This window comes from Litchfieldella anticariensis FP35 = DSM 16096 (assembly GCF_000409775.1).
In the GTDB taxonomy this organism is placed as follows: domain Bacteria; phylum Pseudomonadota; class Gammaproteobacteria; order Pseudomonadales; family Halomonadaceae; genus Litchfieldella; species Litchfieldella anticariensis.
Genome location: NZ_KE332388.1, coordinates 287352 through 312296, shown reverse-complemented (window position 1 = coordinate 312296; position 24945 = coordinate 287352). Strand labels below are relative to the sequence as shown.

General features: G+C 59.2%; 25 protein-coding genes and 1 riboswitch. Of the genes, 12 read left to right on the top strand and 13 right to left on the bottom strand.

Going from position 1 to position 24945, the window contains the following annotated elements; translation table 11 throughout:
- Window positions 1-211: 211 nt before the first annotated feature.
- From cyoA to L861_RS08390, 6 genes are all read left to right on the top strand, one after another.
- Entirely contained in the window at window positions 212-1129 is a 918-nt protein-coding gene (cyoA, locus tag L861_RS08415) for a ubiquinol oxidase subunit II (protein WP_016416632.1), read from the top strand.
- A 4-nt stretch (window positions 1130-1133) separates the two neighbouring features.
- Complete coding sequence (gene cyoB / locus L861_RS08410; protein WP_016416631.1) at window positions 1134-3161, top strand: cytochrome o ubiquinol oxidase subunit I; 2028 nt, start codon at window positions 1134-1136, stop codon at window positions 3159-3161.
- 2 nt (window positions 3162-3163) lie between these two features.
- Complete coding sequence (gene cyoC, locus L861_RS08405; protein ID WP_016416630.1) at window positions 3164-3766, top strand: cytochrome o ubiquinol oxidase subunit III; 603 nt, start codon at window positions 3164-3166, stop codon at window positions 3764-3766.
- A gap of 1 nt (window position 3767) precedes the next feature.
- Window positions 3768-4085 carry a cytochrome o ubiquinol oxidase subunit IV gene (cyoD, locus tag L861_RS08400; RefSeq protein WP_016416629.1) on the top strand — a complete coding sequence of 106 codons (318 nt, stop codon included), beginning with the start codon at window positions 3768-3770 and terminating at the stop codon, window positions 4083-4085.
- The gene (gene cyoE, locus L861_RS08395) at window positions 4085-4972 is read left to right on the top strand and encodes a heme o synthase (protein ID WP_016416628.1); all 888 of its coding nucleotides are present in this window, start codon (window positions 4085-4087) and stop codon (window positions 4970-4972) included. Before cyoD ends, cyoE begins: the two co-directional genes overlap by 1 nt.
- Window positions 4973-5114: 142 nt before the next feature.
- The gene (locus L861_RS08390) at window positions 5115-5717 is read left to right on the top strand and encodes a Yip1 family protein (protein ID WP_016416627.1); all 603 of its coding nucleotides are present in this window, start codon (window positions 5115-5117) and stop codon (window positions 5715-5717) included.
- A gap of 92 nt (window positions 5718-5809) precedes the next feature.
- Here the strand turns inward: L861_RS08390 and L861_RS08385 are convergent, their stop codons facing one another.
- The 3 genes from L861_RS08385 to L861_RS08375 all read right to left on the bottom strand — a co-directional run bounded on the left by L861_RS08385 (window position 5810) and on the right by L861_RS08375 (window position 8782).
- On the bottom strand, window positions 5810-6928 hold the full coding sequence (locus tag L861_RS08385; RefSeq protein ID WP_016416626.1) for an aminotransferase class V-fold PLP-dependent enzyme: 1119 nt from the start codon (window positions 6926-6928) through the stop codon (window positions 5810-5812).
- A 173-nt stretch (window positions 6929-7101) separates the two neighbouring features.
- The gene (locus L861_RS08380; protein WP_236617115.1) at window positions 7102-8151 is read right to left on the bottom strand and encodes a L,D-transpeptidase family protein; all 1050 of its coding nucleotides are present in this window, start codon (window positions 8149-8151) and stop codon (window positions 7102-7104) included.
- 292 nt (window positions 8152-8443) lie between these two features.
- Window positions 8444-8782: a DUF6482 family protein gene (locus L861_RS08375; protein WP_016416624.1), complete on the bottom strand. Its 339-nt coding sequence runs from the start codon at window positions 8780-8782 to the stop codon at window positions 8444-8446.
- A 226-nt stretch (window positions 8783-9008) separates the two neighbouring features.
- Between L861_RS08375 and L861_RS08370 the strand changes: the two genes are divergently transcribed.
- A complete protein-coding gene (locus L861_RS08370; RefSeq protein ID WP_016416623.1) occupies window positions 9009-9545 on the top strand; it encodes a porin family protein in 537 nt (178 codons plus the stop codon).
- Between the two features lie 46 nt (window positions 9546-9591).
- Here L861_RS08370 and L861_RS08365 read toward each other — a convergent pair whose 3' ends face one another.
- The 5 genes from L861_RS08365 to L861_RS08345 form a co-directional block, all read right to left on the bottom strand.
- Window positions 9592-10869, bottom strand: coding sequence for a PQQ-dependent sugar dehydrogenase (locus tag L861_RS08365; RefSeq protein ID WP_016416622.1), 1278 nt, complete (start codon window positions 10867-10869; stop codon window positions 9592-9594).
- Window positions 10870-11082: 213 nt separating this feature from the next.
- The gene (locus L861_RS08360; protein ID WP_016416621.1) at window positions 11083-11505 is read right to left on the bottom strand and encodes a helix-turn-helix domain-containing protein; all 423 of its coding nucleotides are present in this window, start codon (window positions 11503-11505) and stop codon (window positions 11083-11085) included.
- A 3-nt stretch (window positions 11506-11508) separates the two neighbouring features.
- Complete coding sequence (locus tag L861_RS08355; protein ID WP_016416620.1) at window positions 11509-11817, bottom strand: type II toxin-antitoxin system HigB family toxin; 309 nt, start codon at window positions 11815-11817, stop codon at window positions 11509-11511.
- Window positions 11818-11907: 90 nt separating this feature from the next.
- Complete coding sequence (gene thiC / locus L861_RS08350) at window positions 11908-13797, bottom strand: phosphomethylpyrimidine synthase ThiC (protein ID WP_016416619.1); 1890 nt, start codon at window positions 13795-13797, stop codon at window positions 11908-11910.
- A gap of 86 nt (window positions 13798-13883) precedes the next feature.
- Window positions 13884-14015: riboswitch (TPP riboswitch) on the bottom strand.
- Window positions 14016-14082: 67 nt separating this feature from the next.
- On the bottom strand, window positions 14083-14673 hold the full coding sequence (locus L861_RS08345) for a CDP-alcohol phosphatidyltransferase family protein (RefSeq protein ID WP_016416618.1): 591 nt from the start codon (window positions 14671-14673) through the stop codon (window positions 14083-14085).
- Window positions 14674-14784: 111 nt separating this feature from the next.
- Between L861_RS08345 and L861_RS08340 the strand changes: the two genes are divergently transcribed.
- The 4 genes from L861_RS08340 to L861_RS08325 are packed head-to-tail and all read left to right on the top strand — an operon-like array spanning window position 14785 to window position 18171.
- Window positions 14785-15762: a zinc-dependent alcohol dehydrogenase gene (locus tag L861_RS08340; protein ID WP_016416617.1), complete on the top strand. Its 978-nt coding sequence runs from the start codon at window positions 14785-14787 to the stop codon at window positions 15760-15762.
- A 26-nt stretch (window positions 15763-15788) separates the two neighbouring features.
- A complete protein-coding gene (locus tag L861_RS08335; protein ID WP_016416616.1) occupies window positions 15789-16187 on the top strand; it encodes a 6-pyruvoyl trahydropterin synthase family protein in 399 nt (132 codons plus the stop codon).
- On the top strand, window positions 16184-17278 hold the full coding sequence (locus L861_RS08330) for a glycosyltransferase family 4 protein (RefSeq protein ID WP_051149312.1): 1095 nt from the start codon (window positions 16184-16186) through the stop codon (window positions 17276-17278). Before L861_RS08335 ends, L861_RS08330 begins: the two co-directional genes overlap by 4 nt.
- Window positions 17275-18171, top strand: a complete 897-nt coding sequence (locus tag L861_RS08325; RefSeq protein ID WP_035568068.1) for a class I SAM-dependent methyltransferase — start codon at window positions 17275-17277, stop codon at window positions 18169-18171. The genes L861_RS08330 and L861_RS08325 overlap by 4 nt, the downstream gene beginning before the upstream one ends.
- Window positions 18172-18242: 71 nt before the next feature.
- On the opposite strand, the gene L861_RS08320 is transcribed toward L861_RS08325, so the two are convergent.
- Window positions 18243-19103, bottom strand: coding sequence for a RibD family protein (locus L861_RS08320; protein WP_016416615.1), 861 nt, complete (start codon window positions 19101-19103; stop codon window positions 18243-18245).
- An 88-nt stretch (window positions 19104-19191) separates the two neighbouring features.
- Here L861_RS08320 and L861_RS08315 point away from each other — a divergent pair, with 88 nt between their 5' ends.
- Complete coding sequence (locus tag L861_RS08315; protein WP_016416614.1) at window positions 19192-20313, top strand: GTP cyclohydrolase II; 1122 nt, start codon at window positions 19192-19194, stop codon at window positions 20311-20313.
- Here L861_RS08315 and L861_RS08310 read toward each other — a convergent pair.
- Genes L861_RS08310 through L861_RS08300 form a run of 4 tightly spaced genes read right to left on the bottom strand, consistent with a single transcriptional unit; the run spans window position 20292 to window position 24911 of the window.
- Entirely contained in the window at window positions 20292-21113 is an 822-nt protein-coding gene (locus tag L861_RS08310; protein ID WP_016416613.1) for a creatininase family protein, read from the bottom strand. The genes L861_RS08315 and L861_RS08310 overlap by 22 nt on opposite strands.
- Window positions 21110-21280, bottom strand: a complete 171-nt coding sequence (locus tag L861_RS24680) for a hypothetical protein (protein WP_016416612.1) — start codon at window positions 21278-21280, stop codon at window positions 21110-21112. Before L861_RS24680 ends, L861_RS08310 begins: the two co-directional genes overlap by 4 nt.
- 3 nt (window positions 21281-21283) lie before the next feature.
- Window positions 21284-23200, bottom strand: a complete 1917-nt coding sequence (gene mdoH / locus L861_RS08305) for a glucans biosynthesis glucosyltransferase MdoH (RefSeq protein WP_016416611.1) — start codon at window positions 23198-23200, stop codon at window positions 21284-21286.
- Window positions 23187-24911 (bottom strand): glucan biosynthesis protein, encoded by a 1725-nt coding sequence (locus L861_RS08300; protein ID WP_016416610.1) that lies wholly within the window; start codon window positions 24909-24911, stop codon window positions 23187-23189. Before L861_RS08300 ends, mdoH begins: the two co-directional genes overlap by 14 nt.
- Between the last annotated feature and the right edge of the window lie 34 nt (window positions 24912-24945).

Here is a 24945-nt window from a genome sequence, read left to right as displayed (position 1 = left end):
TTCCGCCTCCGCGGCCGGACTGATGCTCGACCGTGTGGCTCGAGATGCTGCTTATGGCAGCTCAAGCTTTCGACGTACTCCTCTCGGAGCAACTTCACCTCTTCAGAGGGGCGAAGCGACCGATTCCAAGGGGGGTGTTTGTTGCGCTCGTTAGCTTGCTTATTAGTAGCATATTCACAATACCCTGCCTCCAGCCCTGACGAGGTCGTACATGAGAAGAACACCCTGCCTGCGTGTGCTCGGCGTCTTGCTGTTGCTATCGCTGCCCTTGCTGCTTGGCGGCTGTAGTTCGGCGCTACTGGATCCCAAGGGCCAGATCGGCGTCGAGCAGCGCACTCTGATCCTGACCGCCTTTGGCTTGATGCAAATCGTCGTCATTCCCGTGATCGTGATGACACTGCTTTTTGCCTGGCGTTACCGTCGAGGCAACAAAGAGGCTGCCTACCATCCCGAGTGGGCGCACTCCACTCGGATCGAGGCCGTCGTTTGGCTCATTCCTTGTGTGATCATCGCCTTCCTGGCGGCATTGACCTGGTACACCTCGCATAGCCTGGATCCCCACAAGCCTCTGGCCGAGGAGGAGGGAGAAGCACTCGAGATTCAAGCTGTGTCGCTGGATTGGAAGTGGCTGTTCATCTATCCCGAGCAGGGCATCGCCACCGTCAACGAGATCGCCTTCCCAACCGATATGCCGGTGCATTTCCGGGTGAGTTCGGGGTCGGTGATGAATGCCTTCTTCATTCCAGACTTGGGCAGCCAGATCTATGCCATGGCAGGGATGGACAACGACGTTCACCTGATCGCCAACGAGGAAGGCACCTATCCTGGCCGGTCGACCAACTACAGTGGGGCAGGGTTCTCGGGCATGACCTTCGAGGCGCATGCCACCTCACAGCAGGAATTCGATGCCTGGGTCGAGCAGGTGCGCCAGTCGCCCGACACGCTGACCTTCCCCGATGGGTACGACGTCTTGGCGCAGCCTAGCGAGGACCATCCGGTCGAGTACTTTTCCCAGGTATCCCCTGGTCTTTACGAAAGCATCATCAAGAGTTTCCACTCCGGTTCCGGGCATGACGACATGCATGGTGGCCATGGTGAGATGCTCATGAGCGCGGAGGCAGCGGAGTAACATCATGTTCGGAAAACTCAGCTTAGAAGCGATTCCCTATCACGAGCCGATCCTGGTGGCGGTGGGAATCGTCGCCGCCATCGGCGGTCTTGCCCTATTCGGTGCCCTGACTTATTTCCGCAAGTGGAACTGGTTGTGGAGCGAGTGGTTCACCTCCGTCGACCACAAGAAGCTCGGCATCATGTACTTCATCGTGGCGCTGGTGATGCTGCTCAGAGGCTTCGCCGATGCCATCATGATGCGTACCCAACTGGCCATGGCATCTGCCGGCTCGGCGGGGTATCTGCCTCCTGAACACTATGACCAGATCTTCACCGCCCACGGCGTGATCATGATCTTCTTCGTCGCCATGCCCATGGTCATCGGTCTGATGAACCTGGTAGTGCCGTTGCAGATCGGCGCCCGCGACGTTGCCTTTCCGTTCCTCAACAACCTGAGCTTCTGGTTGTTCGTGGCCGGCGCGCTCCTGGTCAACATCTCCTTGTTCGTCGGGGAATTCGCCAAGACCGGCTGGCTGGCTTATGCCCCGCTATCGGGAATCGAGTACAGTCCCGGGGTCGGAGTCGACTACTGGATATGGGCATTGCAGATATCGGGGATCGGCACGACGCTCACCGGTATCAACTTCTTCGTGACCATCCTGAAGATGCGCACCAAGGGCATGACGTTGTTCCGCATGCCGATCTTCACCTGGACCTCGCTGTGCGCCAACGTTCTGATCATCGCGTCCTTCCCGATACTGACGGTGACCATTGCCCTGTTGACGCTGGATCGTTACCTGGGGATGCACTTCTTTACCAACGATTTCGGCGGCAACATGATGATGTACGTCAACCTCATCTGGGCCTGGGGTCACCCGGAGGTATACATCCTCATCCTGCCGGCGTTCGGCGTGTTCTCCGAAGTCATCGCGACCTTCGCTCGCAAGCGCCTGTTCGGTTACAACACCATGGTCTGGGCGACCGTATGCATCACCCTGTTGTCGTTCATCGTCTGGTTGCACCATTTCTTCACCATGGGAGCGGGGGCCAACGTCAATGCCTTCTTCGGCATCATGACGATGATCATCGCCATTCCCACCGGGGTGAAGGTCTTCAACTGGCTGTTCACCATGTATCGCGGCAGCCTCGAGCTCTCCTCGCCGGTGCTGTGGACGCTGGGCTTCATCATTACCTTCACCCTGGGCGGCATGACCGGGGTGATGCTGGCGGTGCCGGCGGCCAACTTCGTGTTGCACAACAGCCTGTTCGTCATCGCGCACTTCCATAACGTGATCATCGGCGGCGTGGTATTCGGCATGCTGGCGGGCTTGACCTACTGGTTCCCGAAGGCCTTCGGCTTCAAGCTCGACGAAAAATGGGGCAAGCGCTCCTTCTGGTGCTGGCTGGTCGGTTTCTACCTGGCCTTCATGCCGCTCTACGTACTGAGCTTCTTCGGTGCCGTACGTCGTATGCAGTCCTATGAGAACCCCGAGTGGCAGTCGTGGATGATCCTGGCCTGGGTGGGTGCCGTCATCATCATGCTGGGTATCGCCTGCACTGTGATCCAGTTCTATGTCAGCATCCGTGACCGCCGCAAGTACGCGGATGTCACCGGCGACCCCTGGGATGGACGTACCCTGGAGTGGGCCACATCTTCGCCTGCACCTTTCTACAACTTCGCGCATCTGCCACAGGTCGAGTCCGTCGACTGCTTCTGGGAGCAGAAGCAACAAGGCATCGCGACGGTAAGCAAGGGGCCGTACCAGGACATCCATATGCCCAAGAATACCGTGGCCGGCCCGATCATCAGTCTGTTTGCGCTGATCATGGGATTTGCGTTGGTGTGGCATATCTGGTGGCTGGCGATCGTCGGTGCCGCGGGAACCTTCATCAGCTTCCTGGCGCGTATCTTCAACGAAGATGTCGACTACTACGTGCCCGCGGCGGAAGTCGAGCGTATCGAACTCGAGCACCAGCAGCGGCTGAAGCTGCACGAGCAGCAGCCTGAAGATGAGAGCGTGCTCAACACACGGTTTGGAGTGCAGGTGTAATCATGACTACCGAAACATTGAGTCATCACGATGCGCATGATCACCACGATGCCGGAGGCACCAAGGTATTCGGCTTCTGGGTCTACCTGATGAGTGACCTGGTGATCTTCGGATCGCTGTTCGCCACTTACGCCGTGCTCATGAAGGGCACGGCTGGGGGGCCGACGGGAGCGGATATCTTCGAGCTGCCGTTCATCCTGGTCGAGACCTTCCTGCTGCTGTTCAGTAGTTTCACCTATGGCATGGCGGTGCTGGCGATGAATGCCGGCAGGATCGGCCAGATTCAGGCCTGGCTGGGGATCACCTTCCTGCTCGGTGCTGCCTTCGTGGGCATGGAGATCTATGAATTCCAGCACCTGATCCATGCAGGCTTCGGCCCTGATCGCAGTGCTTTCCTGTCGTCGTTCTTCACCTTGGTCGGTACTCATGGTCTGCACGTGACCTTTGGCCTGATCTGGATCCTGGTGATGCTCGTGCAGCTTCGCACCAAGGGGCTGAACGACGTGACCCGGCCGAGGATCCTGTGTCTGAGCCTGTTCTGGCACTTCCTCGACATCGTCTGGATCTGTGTTTTCTCTTTCGTTTACCTGATGGGAGTCCTGTGAGATGAGCGATTCGCACTCTGCGCACGGCAGTGTCAAGTCCTATGTCATGGGGCTGATCCTATCCATCATACTGACCGTGATTCCGTTCAGTGTGGTAATGAGCGGTGCGTTCAGCACCATGGCCATGGTCGCCGTCATCGTCGTCACGGCGACACTGCAGATTCTCGTGCAGTTGATCATGTTCATGCACATGAACACCAAGTCGGACGAAGGGTGGAACTTCCTTTCCTTCGTCTTTACGGTGACGATACTCGTCCTGGTCGTCGGAGGTTCGCTGTGGATCATGCATCATCTGCATCTGAACATGATGATCGGCTGATGCCGCGTCGTGGAATGGTCAGGGATCTCTTTATCCTGACCAAGCCAGGGATCATCGGAGGCAACCTGATCTCCGTCATGGGCGGCTATTTCCTGGCCGCCCGCGGTGAGTTCGACCCGTGGTTGTTTCTTTCCGTGTTGATCGGGCTGGCGTTGGTGATTGCCTCGGGGTGCGCCTTCAACAACGTCATCGATCGTGATATCGATGCCGTGATGCGGCGTACCCGCGACCGTCCGCTAGTGCAAGGACGCATCACACCCACCGTAGCCCTTTGTCAGGCGACATTGCTGGGTATTGCGGGTTTCGTGCTGTTGGCAATAGGCACCAACCCGTTGACGGTCGGTCTGGCGGCATTCGGTTTCGTGATCTATGTCGGTGCCTATAGCCTGTACATGAAGCGGCACTCCGAGTATGGCACCCTGGTAGGCAGCCTGTCGGGGGCCGTGCCGCCGGTGGTAGGCTATTGTGCCGTGACCGGCCACTTCGATGCGGGTGCCCTGACACTGTTGATCATCTTCAGCTTGTGGCAGATGCCGCATTCCTACGCCATTGCCATCTTCCGTCTCGAAGACTATCGGATGGCCTCGATCCCCGTACTGCCAGTGGTCAAGGGGATTGCAACGGCCCGTCATCATATCCTCGGCTATATCCTGGCCTTCGTCGCGGCGTCTCTGGCGCTGGCGCTGGCCGGTTATGCGGGACCAGGCTACGTGGTGATCGCCCTCGTCATGGGAGGCTATTGGCTTTACCTGGCCTTGCAGGGCTACCGCACCCAGGACGAGGTGCGCTGGGCAAAGCGCGTGTTCGGTGTCTCGATCCTCACCATCACCGCCTTGAGCCTGATGATGTCGCTCGATTCCACTCTCGGGACGTTGCCCCTCCTATAGGCTGACTGGCTTCCCTGCCGGGAGGCCGTCCGTCCACGGCTGCGTTGAAGCAGCATTGCAAAACGCCTGCCTATACTGTCAGTGACGCCCATGCGGGCATCACTGGCGGTATTCCGTTCAAACGGATATCAGGAGGCTTTGGATGCTGACTCATGTCTGGGGGCTATTGTCCCATCCCTATCGGGAATGGAAGCAGATGCATGACGAGCGGGAAACGGTGACGCATCTCTATGCGCACCATGTGCTCATCATGGGCGCCATTCCCGTGATCTGCGCCTATATCGGTACCACTCAGGTCGGATGGGGCCTGGGAGGGGAACGCGTCATCAAGTTGAACCTGTTGGATGCGTTCTATGCCGGCATCGTCTTCTACATTGCGATACTGGCTGCCGTATTCATGATGGGAAGCGTGATCCACTGGATGGCGCAACGCTACGCCAATCCACCCAGCCGTCGGCGCTGTGTGATTTTCGCCGGCTATCTCGCCACGCCCATATTCCTGAGTGGGATAGTGGCACTCTATCCCGTGGTCTGGCTGTGCTTGCTGGCAGGGATCATCGGGCTCTGTTATACCGCCTATCTGCTCTACGTGGGCATACCCGCCTTCCTCGATATCAGTAGTGAGGAAGGCTTTATCGTCTCCAGTACGACCCTGGCAATTGGCGTATTGGTACTTGAGGCCATGCTGGCAGTCACGGTGCTGCTGTGGGGTTACGGCGAACGAATCCTGCTGTCGCTGTTTTGAGCATCGATCCACCAGCCATGACGTAATAATGAAAAGGGCGATCCGCAGGGTCGCCCTTTTCAGCGATAGACACTAGCTCGAGAGATAGTGTCCTATAGTCGGTCCAGCGCCTGCTCGAGTCGCGCCACGGCGCCGTCCACGTCGTGCAGCTTGTCCAGGCCGAACAGACCGATGCGGAAGGCTTGGTATTCATCGCCTTCGTCGCACATCAGCGGTACACCTGTAGCTACCTGCAGGCCGGCCGCCATGAACTTGCCCGCAATGGCGCCATCCTCGGTATAGCTGACCACCACGCCAGGGGCCTTGAAGCCTTCGGCTGCCACACTCACGAAGCCGCGTTCTTCGAGCAGGGCTCGCACTCGCTTGCCGAGTTCCCACTGTTCGTCGCGGACCTTGTCGAAGCCATAGTCGGCGGTTTCCTGCATGATGTCGCGTAGGCGTCGCAGGCCATCGGTGGGCATGGTGGCATGGTAGGCATGGCCGCCGTTCTCGTAGGCCTGCATGATCTCATGCCATTTACGCAGGTCGGCGGCGAAGCTGGTGCTGGTGGTGGCTTCTAGTCGCTCCAGGGCTAGTGGTGAGAGCATTACCATCGCGCAGCACGGTGAGCCGCTCCACCCTTTCTGTGGAGCACTGATCAACACGTCTACGCCGATCTCCCGCATATTCATCCACAGCGTACCGGAGGCGATGCAGTCGAGCACGAGCATGCCGCCGACCCGGTGTACGGCATCGGCGACCTGCTTGAGATAGTCGTCGGGCAATAGCATACCCGAGGCGGTTTCCACATGGGGGGCGAATACCAGATCCGGCCGTTCAGTCTCGATGGTGGTGACGACCTCGTCGATGGGAGCAGGGGCGAAGGGCGCCTGTGGGCCATTGCCGATGCGGTGGGCTTTCATCACCGTCGACGCAACAGGGATGTCACCCATCTCGAAGATCTGTGTCCAGCGGTAGCTGAACCAGCCGTTGCGAATCACCAGGGTCTTCTTGCCGGTGGCAAACTGCCGGGCTACGGACTCCATGCCAAAGGTGCCGCTGCCGGGCACGATCACCGCCGATTCGGCACGATAGACATCCTTCAGGGTCCGGGAAGTGTCGCGCATCACCTGCTGGAATGACTGCGACATGTGGTTCAACGAACGATCGGTATAGACCACCGAATACTCGAGCAGTCCATCGGGGTCGATGTCGGGAAGCAAGCCGGGCATGGTGATCTCCTGTGTCGCGCCTAGAGGCCAGAATCGGTCATGATGCCATAACATGGCTGCCATGGGGTGTGTCAGCCCTTGGCTGGCCGCCCGAGACGGTGCACTTGGAGCCAAACGTTCCACGTTGGGTGACCATTGCGATCCGCGCGGAGCAGCGTTCCAACGCTGCCACCTCAGTCATCCTCTGCCATGGTGATGATCAGCTGATTGTAGAAGGTTTCATCCAGTTCGAGCTGGTCATAGAAATGGTAGGGAATCTCGAACGGTGCGCCGGCCAAGTATAGGGGGACGGTTAGGCCATCGGGGGTATCGAGTGCGTGCTTCAACCGCCCGTAGTCGACGAGGAAGTCACGACCCTTTACCGCCTCGGTGGCTTCATTCAGGCCCTTCTCGATGCGTGAATCGGCGTTGTCTCCCCCCTCTTCCGATGAGGGATATGCTTGTACCAGCAGCCCTTCCTCGTCTGTCCAGCCGAACTTGACCGGCTCATTGACAATCCGAACCTTAGTGCCTTTGGGGACGCGATAGATCAGGTTTTCGATATCACCAGGCAGCATGCGTATACAGCCATGAGAAACGTACATGCCCACCCCTTGGGGGCGGTCGGTGCCATGGATCAGATAACCCGGAATATCCAACAGCATGGCGTAGTCGCCAAGCGGGTTGTCAGGGCCCGGGGGGACGACCCGTGGGAGGTTATCGCCTCGCTCGGCATGTTCCTGAATGATGCTGTCGGGCGGATACCAGGCAGGCGACTCCAGCTTGGTCGTTATCCGAGTCTCCCCGAGTGGCGTCTGCCAGCCCTGGCGGCCGATACCAATTGGGTAGGTCTCGACTCGGGGCGCCTCACCCTCTTCCACGGCAGGGTAGTAATAGAGTCGTAGTTCGGCGATGTTGATCACGATGCCTTCGCGGGGGGCTGAAGGAAGCACGAAGCGAGTGGGCAGGACCACCTCCGTGCCTTCCCCCGGTATCCAGACGGGAGTATCCGGGTTGGCGGCAAGCATCGCGTTGTAGCCGATCCCGTGACGAAGTCCGATATCGATCAATGTATCTTCGTGGGAGGCCTTGACTCTCTGGATGTCCCCGACGACGTTTCCTTGCTCAGGAAGCGGATAATGGCCGGTTGGCCATTCGTCTTCGTCTTGCGCCATGAGCAGGCGCGGAATCGTCAACATGCCCACCAACAGCCAACTGCTCATCCGTCGTTGTCGTAATCGCATCGTTCGTGACTTTCCTGTCAATTCGTAACATTGTGGGGGAATCGCCGAAAACACCGTAACCTAACCAAAGGCGTAGCCGGTGTCTATCGCCAGGGAGTGAGTGCACGTGTTCATCGCGCTATTGCTGATGTTGTCATCAGGGCGGCATTAGGCACGCCAAGCCTGGCCGATGCTCGGCGCCTGGTGGCTGCTGGGTGAGTGTGTTGGAGCGGCGCAGGTCATCGGCAGCCTGGTGGTGATCAAGGGGGCTGATGATCTGCGCTGCCAAAAGGCAAGGCGGGGATGAGTATCCTTAGAACCCTATGCGTGTGCCGTTTTTCAGTGCGTCTTCGCTGCTCACCCTATCCATGGCGGTACCAATCATTTCGTCACTGTCATCGATGAAAGTCAGCGTGCCATGGGTGAAACCCAGTGGACGCAGTAGATCCTTGGCTTCCTCGATGGCATGAAAATGAAGAGGCATCTGATGGTTGTCGACGAGTTGATAGGACTTGGATCCGTCATGCAGGTGTACCAGATAAACGCCGGCTCGGCAGGAGCATAGTTCCACTTGTGGCGGGGGATTCTGGTGAGCCATCGAGCGGAGTTGCTGCTGAGTCACGTTCTCGAGGGTGTCGGGCCTTGTGGTCATGCGAGGGTCTCCTTCTTGATCATTGGAGAATCGCCATCGGCTGGATGGGCAAGCCGTGATCCAGCGCTATATTCTCTTACCATAGCGCTGTGTGATCAGGCTGCAAGCAGGGAACAGGATCGTTCGTCCCGAATGATCGAGTAACGCGCTGATTGCAAGTGACGAGGTTGTAGGCCAAACTGCAGTAAAATAAAAAACACTGTTTTTTAATGGGGAGAGGTGGGCCATGAAGATTCTTGCTATATCCACTGCCGTACTACTGATGTCAGGCACCGCTGCCATGGTTCAGGCACAGTCATTCTCGTCCACCAATTATCCTCACTTCTATGTCGGCGGTGACGCTATGTGGTGGGAATTCGATCCGGATCGTGGGTCTGCCGTCGACAGCATCGGTCTGCGCCTGCTGGGGGGAGCCCAGTTCAATGACTATTTCGCTGTAGAAGGGCATTTAGGCGGTGGTGGCTCCGATGCCGAGCAAGACATCGAGACCAAGTTGGAATACGTGGTCGGTGCCTATGCAAAGGGTATCTTGCCGGTAGCCGACAGATTTCGCCTCTATGGCCTCGCTGGCTTCTCTGAGGTGAGAACGGATGTCTCTGGCCCACTCTCCGGCGATGATCGGGAAGGCGGCTTTTCCTATGGTGCGGGAGCTGAGTTCGATATGGCGCCCAATGTCGCGGTCGGCGCCGATTACATGCGTTATCTCGACAAGTCCAGCCATACCTTCGATGCTGCCAGTGTCGGTGTGCGTTACCGCTTTTGAAGCAGAGCCTCCGGCGTGGATGCACGCCGGAGGCGATTCGCCTTGACTATTCGCCGCTTTGAGATACGTCGTCGAGAGTGGTGTCGGCACCGACGGGTTCGCCATCGAAGGTCACCCGGTAGAGCCCACTGTCGCCACTATCGGAGGTGAAATAAAGTGCTCCGTCTGGAGCAAAGGCGATGCCGGTGGGGCGTGCCCAACGCTTGCCTTGCTCATTCTGGAAACCGCTCAGCAGTTCGTTGACTTTTCCCTGGTCTTGGCCATCGAAAGTAATTCCCACGATTCTCGGTTCACGGCGTGTCGCCGGGTCGCCGGAAGCACGGCCATCTGGCAGGGTCGCCCAACTGCCGTGTACGGCAACCACGGCATCCAGTGCTAAGCCATTGCCCTCGGGCAGGAAGTCCATTCCCAAGGGGGCGCTGCGTGCCGGCAGGGTGGCGGCTGGCGCCGCAATGCTGTCCGCCGAGTGTGGCGGCTCGCTGTTGACACAGTCGTCGCGGCGATACTCACCATCCACCCATTGGAACCAGGGCATGCCGTGGAAACTGCCTTCCTCGGTACGCACCACGACTTCTCTAGGCACCTCATAACCCCAATGATCCGGGCCATTATTGGTGGCAAAGAGGACGCCCTCGTGATTCCAGGCCAGTCCGACCGGGTTGCGTAGGCCAGTGGCATAGGGTTGCCATTGGGGAGAGTCACCGCTTTCGTCGAGCACCATGATGCCGCCGCGGCGATCGGCAAAACCATAGCCTTCGCCAATGAACTGATCCGAGCAATTGCCCTGGATACCCAAGGACAGGTGAATACGTCCATCGGGGCCCACTGCCAGTGTACGGGTATTGTGCCCGCTACCGCCCGGCAGCTTGGCGACTTCCTTGAAGTCATCGGCCGAGAGGGAAGCGCCGGCCTGGTAGTCGGCCCGCAACAAGGCCGTGGTGGTGGCGACGTAGAGGTGGTCACCGCGCTGTATCACACTGTTCGGATAATCCCCAATCTCGGCGAGAGCGGAGGCTTGGTCGTAAGGTGGAGCCGAGCGGTAGATGCTACCGCTAGTGCTGCCGATGAACATCTCGCCATCGAGCCCGATGCTGATCATTCGGGGTGAGTCCAGCGAGGCGATTTTTTCGACCTGCACACCTTTGGGCGCCACTAGCTGATGACTGGTGCCGGCGACATCGATCGTCTGCAGGTCGCCACTCTGTTCTTGGTCATTCTGGCCAAGTGCCGCACTGGAAACTGTCAATGTCAGTGCCAGCATAGTGAATTGGGAAATGCGCCACAGGCAATGTGAAGGGAAAGCAGAACGAGAGTTGACGGGCATGGTTTCGGCTCCTTGAATCGGGTCGTCCTGTCCAGGACGATAACCTTCCGGGTGACAATATCGGTTTGCGTACAACCGCAGCGTTCCGTCCCCCAGTGTAGACGACCTCTTGTGGTGCCCTTGCGTTCCTTTCCGATTCTCTTGGCCGGGAATGAAACCTTGGACACGACAACGCCCCGCGAGGGGGCGTTGTCGACGGTACTCGCGCGTTTTTCAATGTCGATGGAAGAAAAGCGCTGGACTGATGTCGAAGCGTTGGCTCAGTGCTTGGATATGGTTGCGGGTGAGGTGCCGGCCACGACCATTCAGGATCTTCGAGACCAACGATTTGCTGCCGATCTCGGGCAGGTCGGCGATACCCAGCCCGTGTTGCTCCATCAACAGCTTGAGTACAGCGACGTCATCCAGGCCGGCGACCCGAGCATTGAAGTCGGCGAATTCTTCCGATGTTTCCTCCCAGCGCTCGATCGATGCCTCGAGGACCTCAATGAGCGTCCGGTTGTCATCGTAGTCATCGATTAGTTCGTCCATCAACGCCAGCGCCTGACGATAGTCATCGTCATTGTGGATATGGGCGATGAAAGGGGCTTCGCGAAAGAGTTCATGTGCCTTGGCGGCAATGGTGGCAAGCTCCATCAGTCAACCTCCTTTCGCATAGCGTTTGCAGAGTCGGTCATACTCGGCATGTGTCACGATGTGCTTAACGTACATGCGTTGGTCACGAAACTCGATGAAAGCCATCAGGCGCAGATTGTTGCCACCGATATCGATGACCCACCACTTGTCTCGGTAGCGGAAGTTGTCCAGGGAAGGGAAGACTCGACGAAGTGCATCGGGGGTCTCGAAACTTCCCGCTTTGAGTATCCGATAGGTCCGAATGATAGCCTCGGCATCGTTGGGATAAGCTCTGGTGGCATCATTGAATGGTTTTCTCGAGATAACATGCATCCGTGCATCGATTCCTGGTTCTACGATCTAGAAAACACTTTGGCAGCGAGTTGACATTTTGTCAACTCGCTGCCATTGGTTTACGTTTCTCTACACCTCTTGGTATAGCTCGGCGCCTTGCTGGCGGAACTTCTCGGCCTGTTCCTCCATGCCTTTCATCACCGCTTCCTGATCGCCGTCAAGCCCCTTGTCCTTGGCGTAGTCGCGCACTTCCTGGCTGATCTTCATCGAGCAGAACTTGGGTCCGCACATCGAGCAGAAGTGGGCGACTTTGGCGGAGTCCTTGGGTAGAGTCTCGTCGTGGTACTCACGCGCGGTATCGGGGTCGAGCCCCAGGTTGAACTGGTCTTCCCAACGGAACTCGAAACGTGCCTTGGACAGCGCGTTGTCGCGGCGCTGGGCGGCTGGGTGGCCCTTGGCCAGGTCGGCGGCGTGGGCGGCGATCTTGTAGGTGATGATGCCGGTCTTGACGTCGTCCTTGTTGGGCAGGCCGAGGTGCTCCTTGGGCGTCACGTAGCACAGCATGGCGCAGCCGTACCAGCCGATCATCGCTGCGCCAATACCCGAGGTGATGTGGTCGTAGCCAGGAGCGATGTCGGTGACCAGCGGGCCGAGGGTGTAGAAGGGCGCTTCGTCGCAGTACTCGAGCTGCTTGTCCATGTTCTCTTTCACGAGGTGCATGGGCACGTGACCGGGGCCTTCGATCATCACCTGCACGTCGTGCTTCCAGGCGATTTTCGTCAATTCGCCCAAGGTCTTGAGCTCGGCCATCTGCGCCTCGTCGTTGGCGTCGGCCACCGAGCCGGGGCGCAGGCCGTCACCCAGCGAGAACGCCACGTCGTACTGCTTGCAGATCTCGCAGATCTCCTCGAAATGGGTATAGAGGAAGCTCTCGCGGTGATGGAACAGGCACCACTTGGCCATGATCGAGCCGCCGCGGGAAACGATGCCAGTGACGCGCTTGGCGGTCAGTGGCACATAGCGCAGCAGCACGCCGGCGTGAATGGTGAAGTAATCCACGCCCTGCTCGGCCTGCTCGATGAGTGTGTCGCGGAATACCTCCCAGGTCAGATCCTCGGCGACACCGTTGACCTTCTCCAGCGCCTGGTAGATGGGCACGGTTCCGATCGGCACCGGCGCGTTGCGGATGATCCACTCGCGGGTCTCGTGGATGTTCTGCCCGGTGGACAGGTCCATGATGGTGTCGGCGCCCCAGCGGATGCCCCAGGTCATCTTGTCGACCTCTTCCTCGATCGAAGAGGTCACCGCCGAGTTGCCCAGGTTGCCGTTGATCTTCACCAGGAAGTTGCGGCCAATGATCATCGGCTCGGATTCCGGGTGGTTGATGTTGTTGGGAATGATGGCGCGGCCCGCCGCCACTTCCTGGCGCACGAACTCTGGGGTGATCTCCTCGGGTAGACGAGCGCCGAAGCCTTCACCCGGATGCTGGTGGCCCAGTATCCGTTCGACTTCCTCGGTACCCAAGGCTTGCCGGCGCTGGTTCTCGCGGATGGCGATGAACTCCATCTCCGGGGTAATGATGCCCTGGCGCGCGTAGTGGAGTTGGGTGACATTCTTGCCGGGCTTGGCCCGACGCGGGGTGCGAGTCAGGTCAAAGCGCAGCGGCGCAAGCATCGGATCATTGGCACGGCGTTGGCCATATTCGCTGGTTGGGCCGTCGAGAAACTCGGTATCGTCGCGTTCCTCTATCCAGGCACGCCGTAACTCGGGCAACCCCTTGCGCAGGTCGATGTCGGTATCAGGGGCGGTGTAGGGGCCAGAGGTATCGTAGACCAGCAAGGGCGGGTTCTGCTCATCGGCGCCGGAGGTCTTGGTCGGCGACAGCGAGATCTCACGGAAAGGTACGCGGATATCTGGACGCGAGCCTTCGACGTAGACCTTGCGCGAGCCGGGCAGAGCCTGGACAGCGGCTTCATCGACGCGCGCGCTCTCGGCGAGAAAGTGGGCAGTTTTTGCCATGCGGGGGTTCTCCCTTCCTTATTAAGCCAGTGTGTGGTCGTCAGGGAGGACCGGCGGGGAAGGGACAGGGGCAGGTGGGATCGGGCGCCTGCTTGTCGCTTGATCCCTACGCTGGTCCTAACCAGGTCAGGTTCAACGGGCCCCGCCGTGACGACATCGGCGCGATGCGTGTCGTAAGGCGATCTCAGCCGGTTCCACCGGCACCCCGTCAAGCGAGTGATGGTCAGTCTAGGTGATGGCGACTATTGCCGCAATGGCCCCAACTCTCGTGGGGGCAAGGTCGGTTCAATCAGCGTTGCCTCGCAACCAGCGTACATCCATGGCAAAGGAAGCCGACAACAGCAGTAGCGCCATGCCACTCAGCAGCGATGCCTGGGCATGGCCGACGATCGGCAACAAGCAAATCAGCAAGGTGGTGACCTGCCATACGCAGATCGCCTTGCGTCGCCGGCTGTCGGGCAGTTCAGCGCGTAACCAGTCCCAGTGCCACCCAGCGATGATGAAGACATAGCGCATGGCGCCGATGGCCAGCACCCAAGCGCCAACCTTGTCGAGCACCATGAGGACGGCGCACAGTACCAGGATGAAGATGGCATCCACTTCCATGTCGAAGCGGGCACCGAAGGCGCTGATCATACCGGTGCGTCGTGCCACCCAGCCGTCCAGCCCGTCGAGCAGCAGGGCGACGAAGGCTAGAGAGGCCAGGGATATGCTCTGGCTCGCCATGAACTCGGGAAATGGCAGGGTCGCGGCGATCATCATCACCAACAGGGCACGTAGCAGGGTGATGCGATTGGCCCAGCCGTGCCATGGTCGCGTATGAGCAAACGCGAGGAGCCGGTTGGCAGTGCGAGTGGGTGATGACGGCTCATCCATCGGCGGTTTACCTAGGCTTTCTACTATGTTGAGTGGAAGCGCTATGTTGAGTGGAAGAGCGTGATTGATTGAGCGTAGATCTGGCCACCCAACAACCACAAGGACAGTGTCATGCCACTGATTTCCGCCAAGGCATTCTGGCTTCTGGCTCCCGGCCACGGCGCATTGCGTGATGAGTCGTTGCGGCCACCGGAAAGTGGTGAAGTGCTGATCAAGACACGCTTCAGTGCCGTCAGCCGCGGTACCGAAGCGCTAGTGTTCAACGGTCAAGTACCCGTCAGCGAATACGAGCGTATGCGTGCTCCTTTCCAGACTGGCGACTTTCCCGCACCGCTGAAGTATGGCTATGCCAATGTCGGCATCGTTGAAGAAGGGCCCAAGACACTGGTAGGACGGCACGTTTTTTGTCTCTTTCCCCATCAGGATCGCTACGTGGTGCCAGCCGATGCCGTACACCCGCTTCCAGAGGGGCTTCCGCTGGAGCGCGCAGTGCTAGCAGCCAACATGGAAACCGCACTCAATGGCTTGTGGGATGCCGCCCCATGCCTTGGTGATCGCATCCTGGTAATCGGCGCTGGAGTCGTTGGGGCGTTGGTCGCCTATCTATGTGCCCGTGTTCCCGGCACTCGCGTGCAATTGATGGATATCGAGCCGCAGCGAGCCAAACTGGCCGAGGCGCTGAATGTCGGCTTTTGCTCCCCTATGCAGGCGACTGGCGACAACGACCTGGTGATACACGCCAGCGGTAATCCAGAGGGATTGCGTCAGGCCCTGTCGTTGGCTGGACCGGAGGCCACCGTGCTGGAGATGAGTTGGTATGGTGAGCAAGAGGTGGCGTTACCTCTGGGCGAGGCGTTTCACGTTCAGCGGTTGACCTTGCGTTCGAGCCAGGTCGGTGGAATCGCTGCAGTGCGGCGTCCACGCTGGGATCATCGTCGGCGCATGGCTTTGGCGCTCGAGCTGTTGACGGACGAACGTCTCGATGCCTTGATCAGTGGTGAGAGCGATTTTCTCGATCTGCCCGAAACCATGCCGGACCTCGTCGCCGGATGCGGTGAAGTGCTGTGTCATCGGCTGCGTTACCGCTAGCCTCACTTCATGGATTGGAGAACCACATGTTCAGTTTGACCGTTCGCGATCATTTCATGATTGCCCACAGTTTCAACAGCGAGACCTTTGGCCCCGCCCAGCGCTGCCATGGGGCCACTTATGTCGTCGATGTGACCTTCAAGCGTCCGGACCTCGATCGTGACGACCTAGTCGTGGACATTGCCCAGGCCAACAAGGCGCTGCACGAGGTGCTGACCGAGTTCAATCTGCACAATCTCGACGAATTCGAAGAATTCAAGGGGCACAATACCACCACTGAGTTCATGGCCCGGGTGGTCTTCGAACGCCTCTCCAAAGCCGTTCACAAAGGGCGATTGGGAGACACCGCCAAGGGACTCACGGCCATGTGCGTTACCCTGCACGAATCGCATGTCGCTTGGGCTAGCTACGAGGGGGCACTATGACGAAGTCACTGACCCTGATCGTTGCTGGGGATCCTGCACAAATCACGGGTGGTTATGTCTACGATGCTCGAATCGTGGCGGCATTACGTGCCCGGGATTGGCAGGTCGAAGTGCTAGGGCTGGAGGGCGCGTTCCCTGAACCCGACGCTGTGGCGGCTGGTGCCTTGGAAACAGCGTTGGCCCTTCAAGAGGATGGTGCGTATGTGGTGATCGATGGCCTGGCCATGGGCGGTTTGCCCGAGGTAGTGGCGGCACATGCCAAACGGCTCGACATTACGGCGTTGGTGCATCATCCATTGGCGGACGAGACCGGGCTCGACGATGCCGAACGGACACGCTTCACGATCAGCGAAACCCGTGCCTTGGCGGCGGTAGGGCGGATCATTGCCACCAGTCCCTTTACCGCGCGGCGACTCGCCGACTTCGACGTGCCTGCCACCAAGGTGGCGGTGATCGAACCCGGCGTCGAGCCTGCTCCCTTGGCTGCCAGCGTCGCTGACGGAAGTGATGAGCGTTTCCAGCGCTTGCTGTGCGTGGCTACCGTTACCCCCCGCAAGGGGCACGAAGTACTGATCGAAGCCTTGGCATCGCTGACCGGTCGCGACTGGCAGTGCGATTGCATCGGTGGGCTTGATCGTGATCCGGCACACACCGAACGGGTTGCAGAGTCGATCGCTGCCCATAAGCTCGGTGACCGTCTGCGACTGCTCGGCGAGCGTCCGCCCGAAAGGCTGGGAGAGGCCTATCATCACGCCGACCTGTTCGTGTTGCCTTCTCACTACGAAGGTTATGGCATGGTAGTGACAGAGGCTTTGGCACGGGGACTGCCAGTGATCACTACGACCGGTGGGGCATTGGCACATACACTGCCTGCAGGGGCGGGAATTGCGGTGCCACCCGGAAATGTCGCCGCCCTGCGCGATGCTTTGCAACAGTGGCTCGATGACTCTGAGTTGCGTGCGCGACTACGCAGGGGGGCACGTGAGGCTCGTGGTCGCCAATACGACTGGCAGGCCGCTGGTGATGCCTTTGCCGCTGCCCTGAGCCAGCGCCCCTTGGGGGAACCCGACGATGCGGGAACTCCACCATGAATGTTTCCGCACGTGATAGCCGCTTTACCTTCGACTGGCTGGCGCTGCGCGAGCGAGCCGACGGCCAGGCGCGTAGTTGGCGGTTGACCCGCTTGGCTGCCGATTTTCTGCGACAGTGCGACCCGCCGTTGACCATGGTCGATCTTGGCTGTGGCGCCGGTGGCAACTCATGCTACTTGGCTTCACGGCTACCGGGGCCTCAGCGCTGGCGTCTGATTGACCATGACGCTGATCTGTTGGTCCAGGCCGCTCAGCGCTGTCGAGTCGTGGGTGACAGCGAGGGGCGTGCTCTGGACATTGAGACGTGGCTCCATGACTTGAACGACCTTGGCGCCGCCTGGTGGAAGGGGGTTGTCCTGGTCTGTGCTTCTGCTCTGTTCGATCTAACCTCCCGTGACTGGGTGAAGCGTTTCGTGGCTGCTTGTGCCCGACAGAGGGCCGCCGTGTTGCTTACCTTGAATGTCGATGGTCATTGGGCCTTCATCGATCGACGTGGCCTGGTTGATGATGATGAGGATGATGCGTGGGTCAAGGCCTTGTTCAATGCTCATCAGCGACGTGACAAGGGTCTGGGAGTGGCGCTAGGCAGCGAGGCGCCGACGGTACTGCGCGATGTTTTCATCGAGCATGGCTATGAAGTGGAAATGGCACCCAGTCCTTGGCAGCTTCCCGCTGGCGATCCCGATACTCTGGAACTTGCCAGTGCCCTGGTCGATGGTTGGTTGGATGCCGCTTGTGAGCAAGAGCCAGCGTCGCGTATGCGCTTGGCCGATTGGCATGGCCGTCGTCGTACGGCACTGGCCAGGGGAAAGTTCGGTGTACGGGTTGGACATGTCGATCTCTTTGCTTGCCCTCGACCACGACAATCCATGCAAGGAGAGAAACGGACATGACCTTGCCGGCTCCACGTTTCGCACAGGCTTACGATATGGTGAGCGAGAGTACTGTGTCGGAGGATGCTGGGTCAGGTGACGGCGGTCAGATCGAGGTCGAAGAGAATGTCGTCGCCGCAATCGAAGTGCCTCCATGCGGGACGCAACGCCTGGTCGAGCGTCAGGATGGGAGGAAGCTCGAGTCCGGGGCGGCCCGATCCGATCAACAGTGGCGCTACCAGCAGATGAAGGCGTTGCAGCGCCCCGGCTTCCAGAAAGCGAGATACCGTCTTTCCTCCACCTTCGATCAGTACCCGCTTGAGGCCCAGTCTTGCCAGTCGTTCGAGGATGGCGTGAGGCTCGATACCGTTCTCGGTCTGCGTCATCGTGAGCCGTGTGACATGCTTGCCCATCGGTCCCGAAGGCAGTACACCTTCACCGATCACATGCAGGGTTGGAGCCTCGGCGACCTGGAAGACATGGCTTGCAGCCGGCACCCGCCCGCTAGGGTCGATCACCACACGTTGCGGCTGGTGACCATTGACATGGCGCACACTGAGCTTTGGATTGTCGGCTATGACGGTGCCGGCGCCCACCACTACGGCGTCGACCAAGGCGCGCAAGCGGTGAAGATGTACGCGACCGGCAAGGCCGTTCACGTACTGCGAGTGACCTGAGACGGTGGCGATGCGTCCATCGAGGCTTTGCCCAAGCTGTGCGATTGCCAGCGGGGCATCATGGGCGACTAACGGCAGCAGGCAGTCGAGCAGGTCTCGGGCCTCGTCGGGAAGGGGCGCTTCGGCATGCCAGATGCCGCCTCGTTCGACGCTCAAGTGGATGTCTCGTAGGGTGAAATGCTGCAATGACGACGTTGACCAATCGCGTTCGCATGACCGGCGTACGCAATCCCAAGCCGCCTCGAGCAGCGAGGCTTCGCGGGGGGTATCAGACATGCGGCCTCCTAATCGGAGCGGGCTTTAACATCTTGCGCAGTCCATCATGGAAGCACAACCCTTCGCCTAGTGCTGACAGGAGACGTCCATGCATCAGATCGAACGTGCCATTTTCGATATCCGACGCGGCTTCCCGGTACTCCTGCATGATGGTGGCACCGACGTATTGGTTCAGCCCGTCGAGGGTGTGGATGATGGGGGGCTCGATGACTTGATCGCTACGGCAGGTGAGTCCCCCTCGCTGGTGATCAGTCGCTATCGCCTAGCCCTGCTGGGTGAGGACATCGCTGCTGAAGCCGCGCGTCTGCCGTTGACGTCGTCAGCCCCGCTGAGCGTTCGGTGCCTGAATGCTTTGGCATTCGGTGACCAGCCACGGCGCCTCAGATTGTTTCGAGCACCGCAAGCTGCCGAACTCGCTGATCTGGCTGCCCTGGCATTGATGCGTCGCGCCTTGTTGATTCCTGCAGCACTAACGGCACGGGTGGCGGCCAAGGCGAAGTCTCGGGTTCAACAACTGGTCACCGAGGGGAGCCTGCTGTCGGTAGCGGCCGAGAAGGCGGTGCGTTGTTTCGAGACTTCGACAGGACTGTTGAAGCGGGTCAGTGAAGCAAGGATTCCGCTTGCCGACGCACATGAGAGTCGCTTCATCCTGTTCCGTGAACCGGACGGGTTACGCGAACATGTAGCGGTGATGATTGGTGATGTCGAGCGTTGGCGGGACGCCGTGCCGTTGCGCCTGCACTCGGCCTGCCTGACTGGCGATCTGTTCGGTAGCTTGCGCTGTGATTGCGGTGAGCAACTGCGCAAGGCAGTGGCGGATATCGATGCCATGGGGGGCGGCGTGCTGCTGTATCTGGCTCAGGAGGGACGCGGCATCGGCTTGGCCAACAAGTTACGCGCCTATGCCCTGCAGGATACCGGGTTTGACACCTTGGATGCTGACCAAGTGCTGGGTTTTGGTGAAGACGAACGCGATTATCGAGTTGCCGTGGATATGCTCTCGGCTTTGGGAATACAACGAGTGCAACTGCTGACCAACAATCCACGCAAGATCGATGCTCTGATAGAAGGAGGCATTGAGGTCGTCGATCGCCAGGCACTCTATGGGCGGCTCACCGATCATAACCACCGTTACTTGAGCGCCAAGGCCGAGCGGGCTGGTCACCTGCTCGACGAGGTCCTCAATGGTCACTCTTCCGGCCAAGCTTGAAAATCGTCGATCTCCATGTCGCCGGCCTCGCGCAGGATACGTGCCAGTCGCTTGGCATAATGGGCGACCAGGCGTTCGCCTAGTTCGGGCGTACCCAACCGGGCGTTTCCCGTTGTGCCGCTGGGGTGCAGGTCCTCAGCCAGCCAGGCGAATGCCGCTTCACCTTCCGGTGCCAGCAGCCAGCCTTCGTTCTCCATCGCTTCGCCTCGCGAAGCCGGATGCTCGAGATGCTCGACACGTACTTTGTGGGGGGCCAGATAACGCATCATGGCGGTTTCCACCGCGCCACCGTGCAATCCATGACGCAGTTCCTCGGCAGGCAGGCCGCCGCTTGGCAACATTCCGGGGGGAGGCATCTTCATGTACTGGGCTTTGACCACCAATAGGCCGTGGCGTTGGCGAAGTGCTAGAGCAGCGAGGTCCATCACCGCTTGGTTGCCACCGTGGCTGTTGATCAGTACCAGCCTTTCGAGTCCGGCACGAGCTACGGCATCGCCATGGGCCTCCAGTGTGGCGATGGCAACGTCTGGGGGCAGGCTCAAGGTGCCTGGAAAGCTTAAGTGCTCGTCGCTGGTGCCCACCGCCATACTCGGTAGCTGGACCAATGGAAACCCGTCCGGTAAATGCTCCAGAGCTGCTTCGAGCAGCCCCTCACCGATATCGAGGTCAGTGGATAACGGCAGATGGGCACCATGCTGCTCAATGGCCCCTAGCACCATGACGGCAATGCTCTCTTCAGGTAGTTCGGCGATATCCTGACTGGTCAAGTCCTGCCAGAGAGGGAAGGTCGAGATGCTCATGAGACGTTCTCCTGCGATATGAGTCGTACAGAGCGATCGCCGGAGGCCATGTCATCGGCACCGTTGTGTAGCCAGGCGCCGATATCAACGGCCGACTGCCAGTGCGAGCGCACCAAGCCCAGGCAACTCCTCAACCGGGAGGCTGGAAACTTGGTGGCTCGGCCCATGGGCTACTCCTTGACGGGAACTTTCGTCAGTGGGCGGGCTCGTGGGTGCGGTAGATCGGTGAAAGACTGTATCGGCATCTCACCGGGAAGCTCCGGAGGAGGTGGCGCCAGACTAAGCCCTTGGGAATCCGACGATAACGACGACGTTTCCAGTGGCTGCAAGACCGGTGGAGGCGACACTTCGGACGGCACTAGCAAGAGTCCAAAGCGGCGTAATCTGGCACCCCGCTTCAGGCTACTGGTGAACCTCACCAGCGGAGCTGCCAGCAGCAGTCCGGCCCACACCGGCGACAGCCACCAGAAAAACTCCGGTGCCATCTGGTAGGTGGCAAGTCCCCATATCGCCCCGAGCAGAGTGCCCGCCCAGGTATGACGAATGGCATCTTTCCATGGTACCGAGCGTCCTTCGCGAACCTGAGCGTTCCAGGTCACGTTATAGCCGGTCAGTACACCGATGATGAAGAGGCTGTGAAACGCCATCATGATGGGGGCGATCAGGACGGCGATGGCGATTTCCAGAAAGGTGCTTGCCACGAGACGGAATCTTCCGCCATAGGCGGCTGGGCACTGAATGAAAGCCAGCAAGACGCCCAATGCCTTGGGCAGCAGTAGTAATACCACCGTGCTGACCAATAGCGGGATGATCAGGCCGGGCGTAGAGATTGGCCAGTCGGGGAAGAGCTGATAGCCATCGCTGAAGAAATGGTGCTGACCTTGCGCGCGGCCGATGGCGTCCACGGTACTGACACCGAGCATCATGGCCCATAGCAATGAAGAAAGGTAGGCCAGGGCGCCGCACAGGAAATGGAAACGGTTCATGGTATGCAGCCCACGTCCGGTAAGAAGACGCAAGTGCTGCATGTTGCCCTGGGTCCAGCGACGATCTCGCTTGGCGAATTCGAGCAGGTTGCTGGGTACTTCCTCGAAACTCTCTTCGAGGCTGGTATCCAGTCTGACTTCCCATCCCGCTCGCCGTAAGAGTGCCGCTTCGACGAAGTCATGACTCAGGATTTCACCACCCAGCGGTGGTTTTCCGGAGAGAGTCGGCAAACCACAGCAGTCCATGAAGGCACGTGTGCGCAAGATAGCGTTGTGCCCCCAGAAGTTGGCGGCATCACCCTGCCAGAAGCTTTGTCCAGTAGCCAGCATGGGGCTGTGCAACGCCGCGGCGAATTGGGTGAAACGTCCGAAAACGCTATCCTGGCGGATCGGTATCGGTACCGTCTGGATCATGCCCACGCTGGGGTTGGCCTGCATCGACTGCACCAGTGACATGAGCGTCTTGCCGCCCATGATGCTGTCGGCATCCAACACCACCATATAGTCGTAATGCCGGCCCCAGCGGCGACAGAAGTCCGCCAGGTTACCTGCCTTACGTCCGTGATTTTCTTCGCGGCGTCGATAGTGGATAGTGAAGCGTGATCCCAGCCGTTGTTGGAGGGCGGCCACGGCGATCTCTTCCCGGCGAGCGATCTCGTCATTCGAGGTATCGCTTAGCACGAACGCCTCGAACCGTTCGGCGCCGGGATATTCCAACAGCGAACGACAAGTACACTCAAGCCCATTCGCTACCCGCTGTGGATCCTCGTTGAAGATGGGCATTACCAGAGCGGTACGATGCTCCCCAAGCTGAGTTGGTACGTCATTGGTGCGGAGCTTGGCCAGGGTCAAGGGATCACGTCGGGTCAGTTGCAGGACAAAACCCATGATGGAGGTCCAGAAGGCGATCGTGATCCAGCCGAAGGTGATCACGAACAACCCCAGGATCACGCATTGCAACGGCGTGATGCCATTGACACGCAGGATTTCGAACATCGTCCAGCCACCCAGCGCCGTACTGGTCAGCACCAGAAGGGCGAAGATTGCTCGCCGTGTGCCTAACCAGGGTATGTCATGTGTGGTCGGGTCAGCGGAGTTCATTTGGGGTCCATACATAGTTCCAGGTTTCCGTTACTGGCTTACCGCGCATCGACAGCCTCAGGCGCATGTCGACGGGCTGTTGGCCTTCCGGTTGCAGATGAAACGAAGCTCTCCATGTTCGTCCATCGGGCAGTTGCTGTACTTCTAGGTTGCGAATCTCGCCGTTCGAGGCGCTCAAGTCGGCCTCGACGGGGTGGCTGGCATCCAGGGTAGAGAGATCTCCACCCTGGAAGTCGACCACGAATTGACGTTGGGTGCGGGGCGGTGGCTCGACCTGCCCCGGTTCTCTTGCCCAGCCTTGCCGGGTACGCACCACGCTGGCCAGCGTCTGTTGAGGCAAGTGGGCGTCGAAGGTGGATATCTGATAGCGATAGGTACGTTCATCGCCGGCTTGCATCGAACGCTTGGGGACCCAATAAGCCACGATGTTGTCGTTGGTCTCGGAGTCGCTGGGGATTTCGACCAACTCCACGCTGCCGGGGCCCCAATCGTCCAGTGGCATTACCCAGTAGCTGGGGCGGCGATCGTATCGACGCTTTGCGTCCAAGTAGTCTTCAAAGTCTCGCTTGCGCTGGACCAGGCCGAATTGTGAAGGAGTCTCGTCCTGAAAGCGCGAGATGCGTAGTTCACGGGGGTTGTTCAAAGGGCGCCAAACCCATTCCTTGCTGCTGGTGCGTGTCAATAGCCCCCCGGAGTCGTGCGCCCTGGGGCGGAAATCATCCGCTGGAAAGAGACTGGCATCGCCATGGCCGAACATGCTGGTCAATGGTGCTATGCCGAGCTTGTCGATGTCCTGGCGAGCGAACAGGCGTGCTTCGACATCCACCGTCACTCGCTCGCCTGGTCGAATAGTGAAAAGATAGGCGCCAGCGACGGAGGGGCTGTCGAGCAGGGCCACCACATTCATGCTGGTATCATCGGGGCCGGGTTTGAACAGCCAGAATTCGCGAAAGGCGGGAAACTCCTCGCCTTCGGGTGTGGCGGTATTGATGGCCAGACCTCGTGCGGAAAGGCCATATCTCTGATGACGGCCTACCATACGGAAGTAGGAGGCACCACGAAAGACCAGAAATTCGTCGTGGTAATTTTCGCGGTTAATGGGATAGTGCAGGCGAAAGCCAGCGAAGCCCGCGTTGCTTAGATCGCGCTCCGCCAAGGGAGCAGCATCACCCTCGTACTGGAAGAAGTCCTTGCTGAAGGATAGGGGATCGATCTTGCCATCCTTTACTAGATGAATACTCACTGGCTGGTTGTACAGGAAACCGGAATGGAAGAGTTGAACCGAAAACAGTTCTTCACCCTTCCACAAGGCACTTTCCGGGCGAAAACGGATCGACTCATAAACATTGTGATCGAGTTCACGCAGAGCCTCGGGCAATGCACCTGAACGACTCTCGTAGGAGGAGGAAGCCAACTCGCGCGCTTGCTCCGTGACGTCATTGAATACCGACGTCGGCGTGGCTTCGGGCTGGGTCTCGTTGACTTGAGCCTCTTCCGGTGAGGCATCGTCAGCTTGGTTCTCGCTAGCTTGTTCCTCTTTGTCAGTCGTTTGTGCCTCTTCCGATGAGGCTTTGTCGGCTTGTTCTTCGTCGGCTTGAGCCTCTTCCGATGGGGCTGCGTCGGCTTGGGGTTCATCGGACTGAGCCCATGAAGAAGGCGCTAGAATCGTCCCTAGCAGCAAGGCGATGGCCAGTTGCCGCACCAAATGCATGTGGTTCTCCTCCCTGAATTGATAGTGCCCTAGC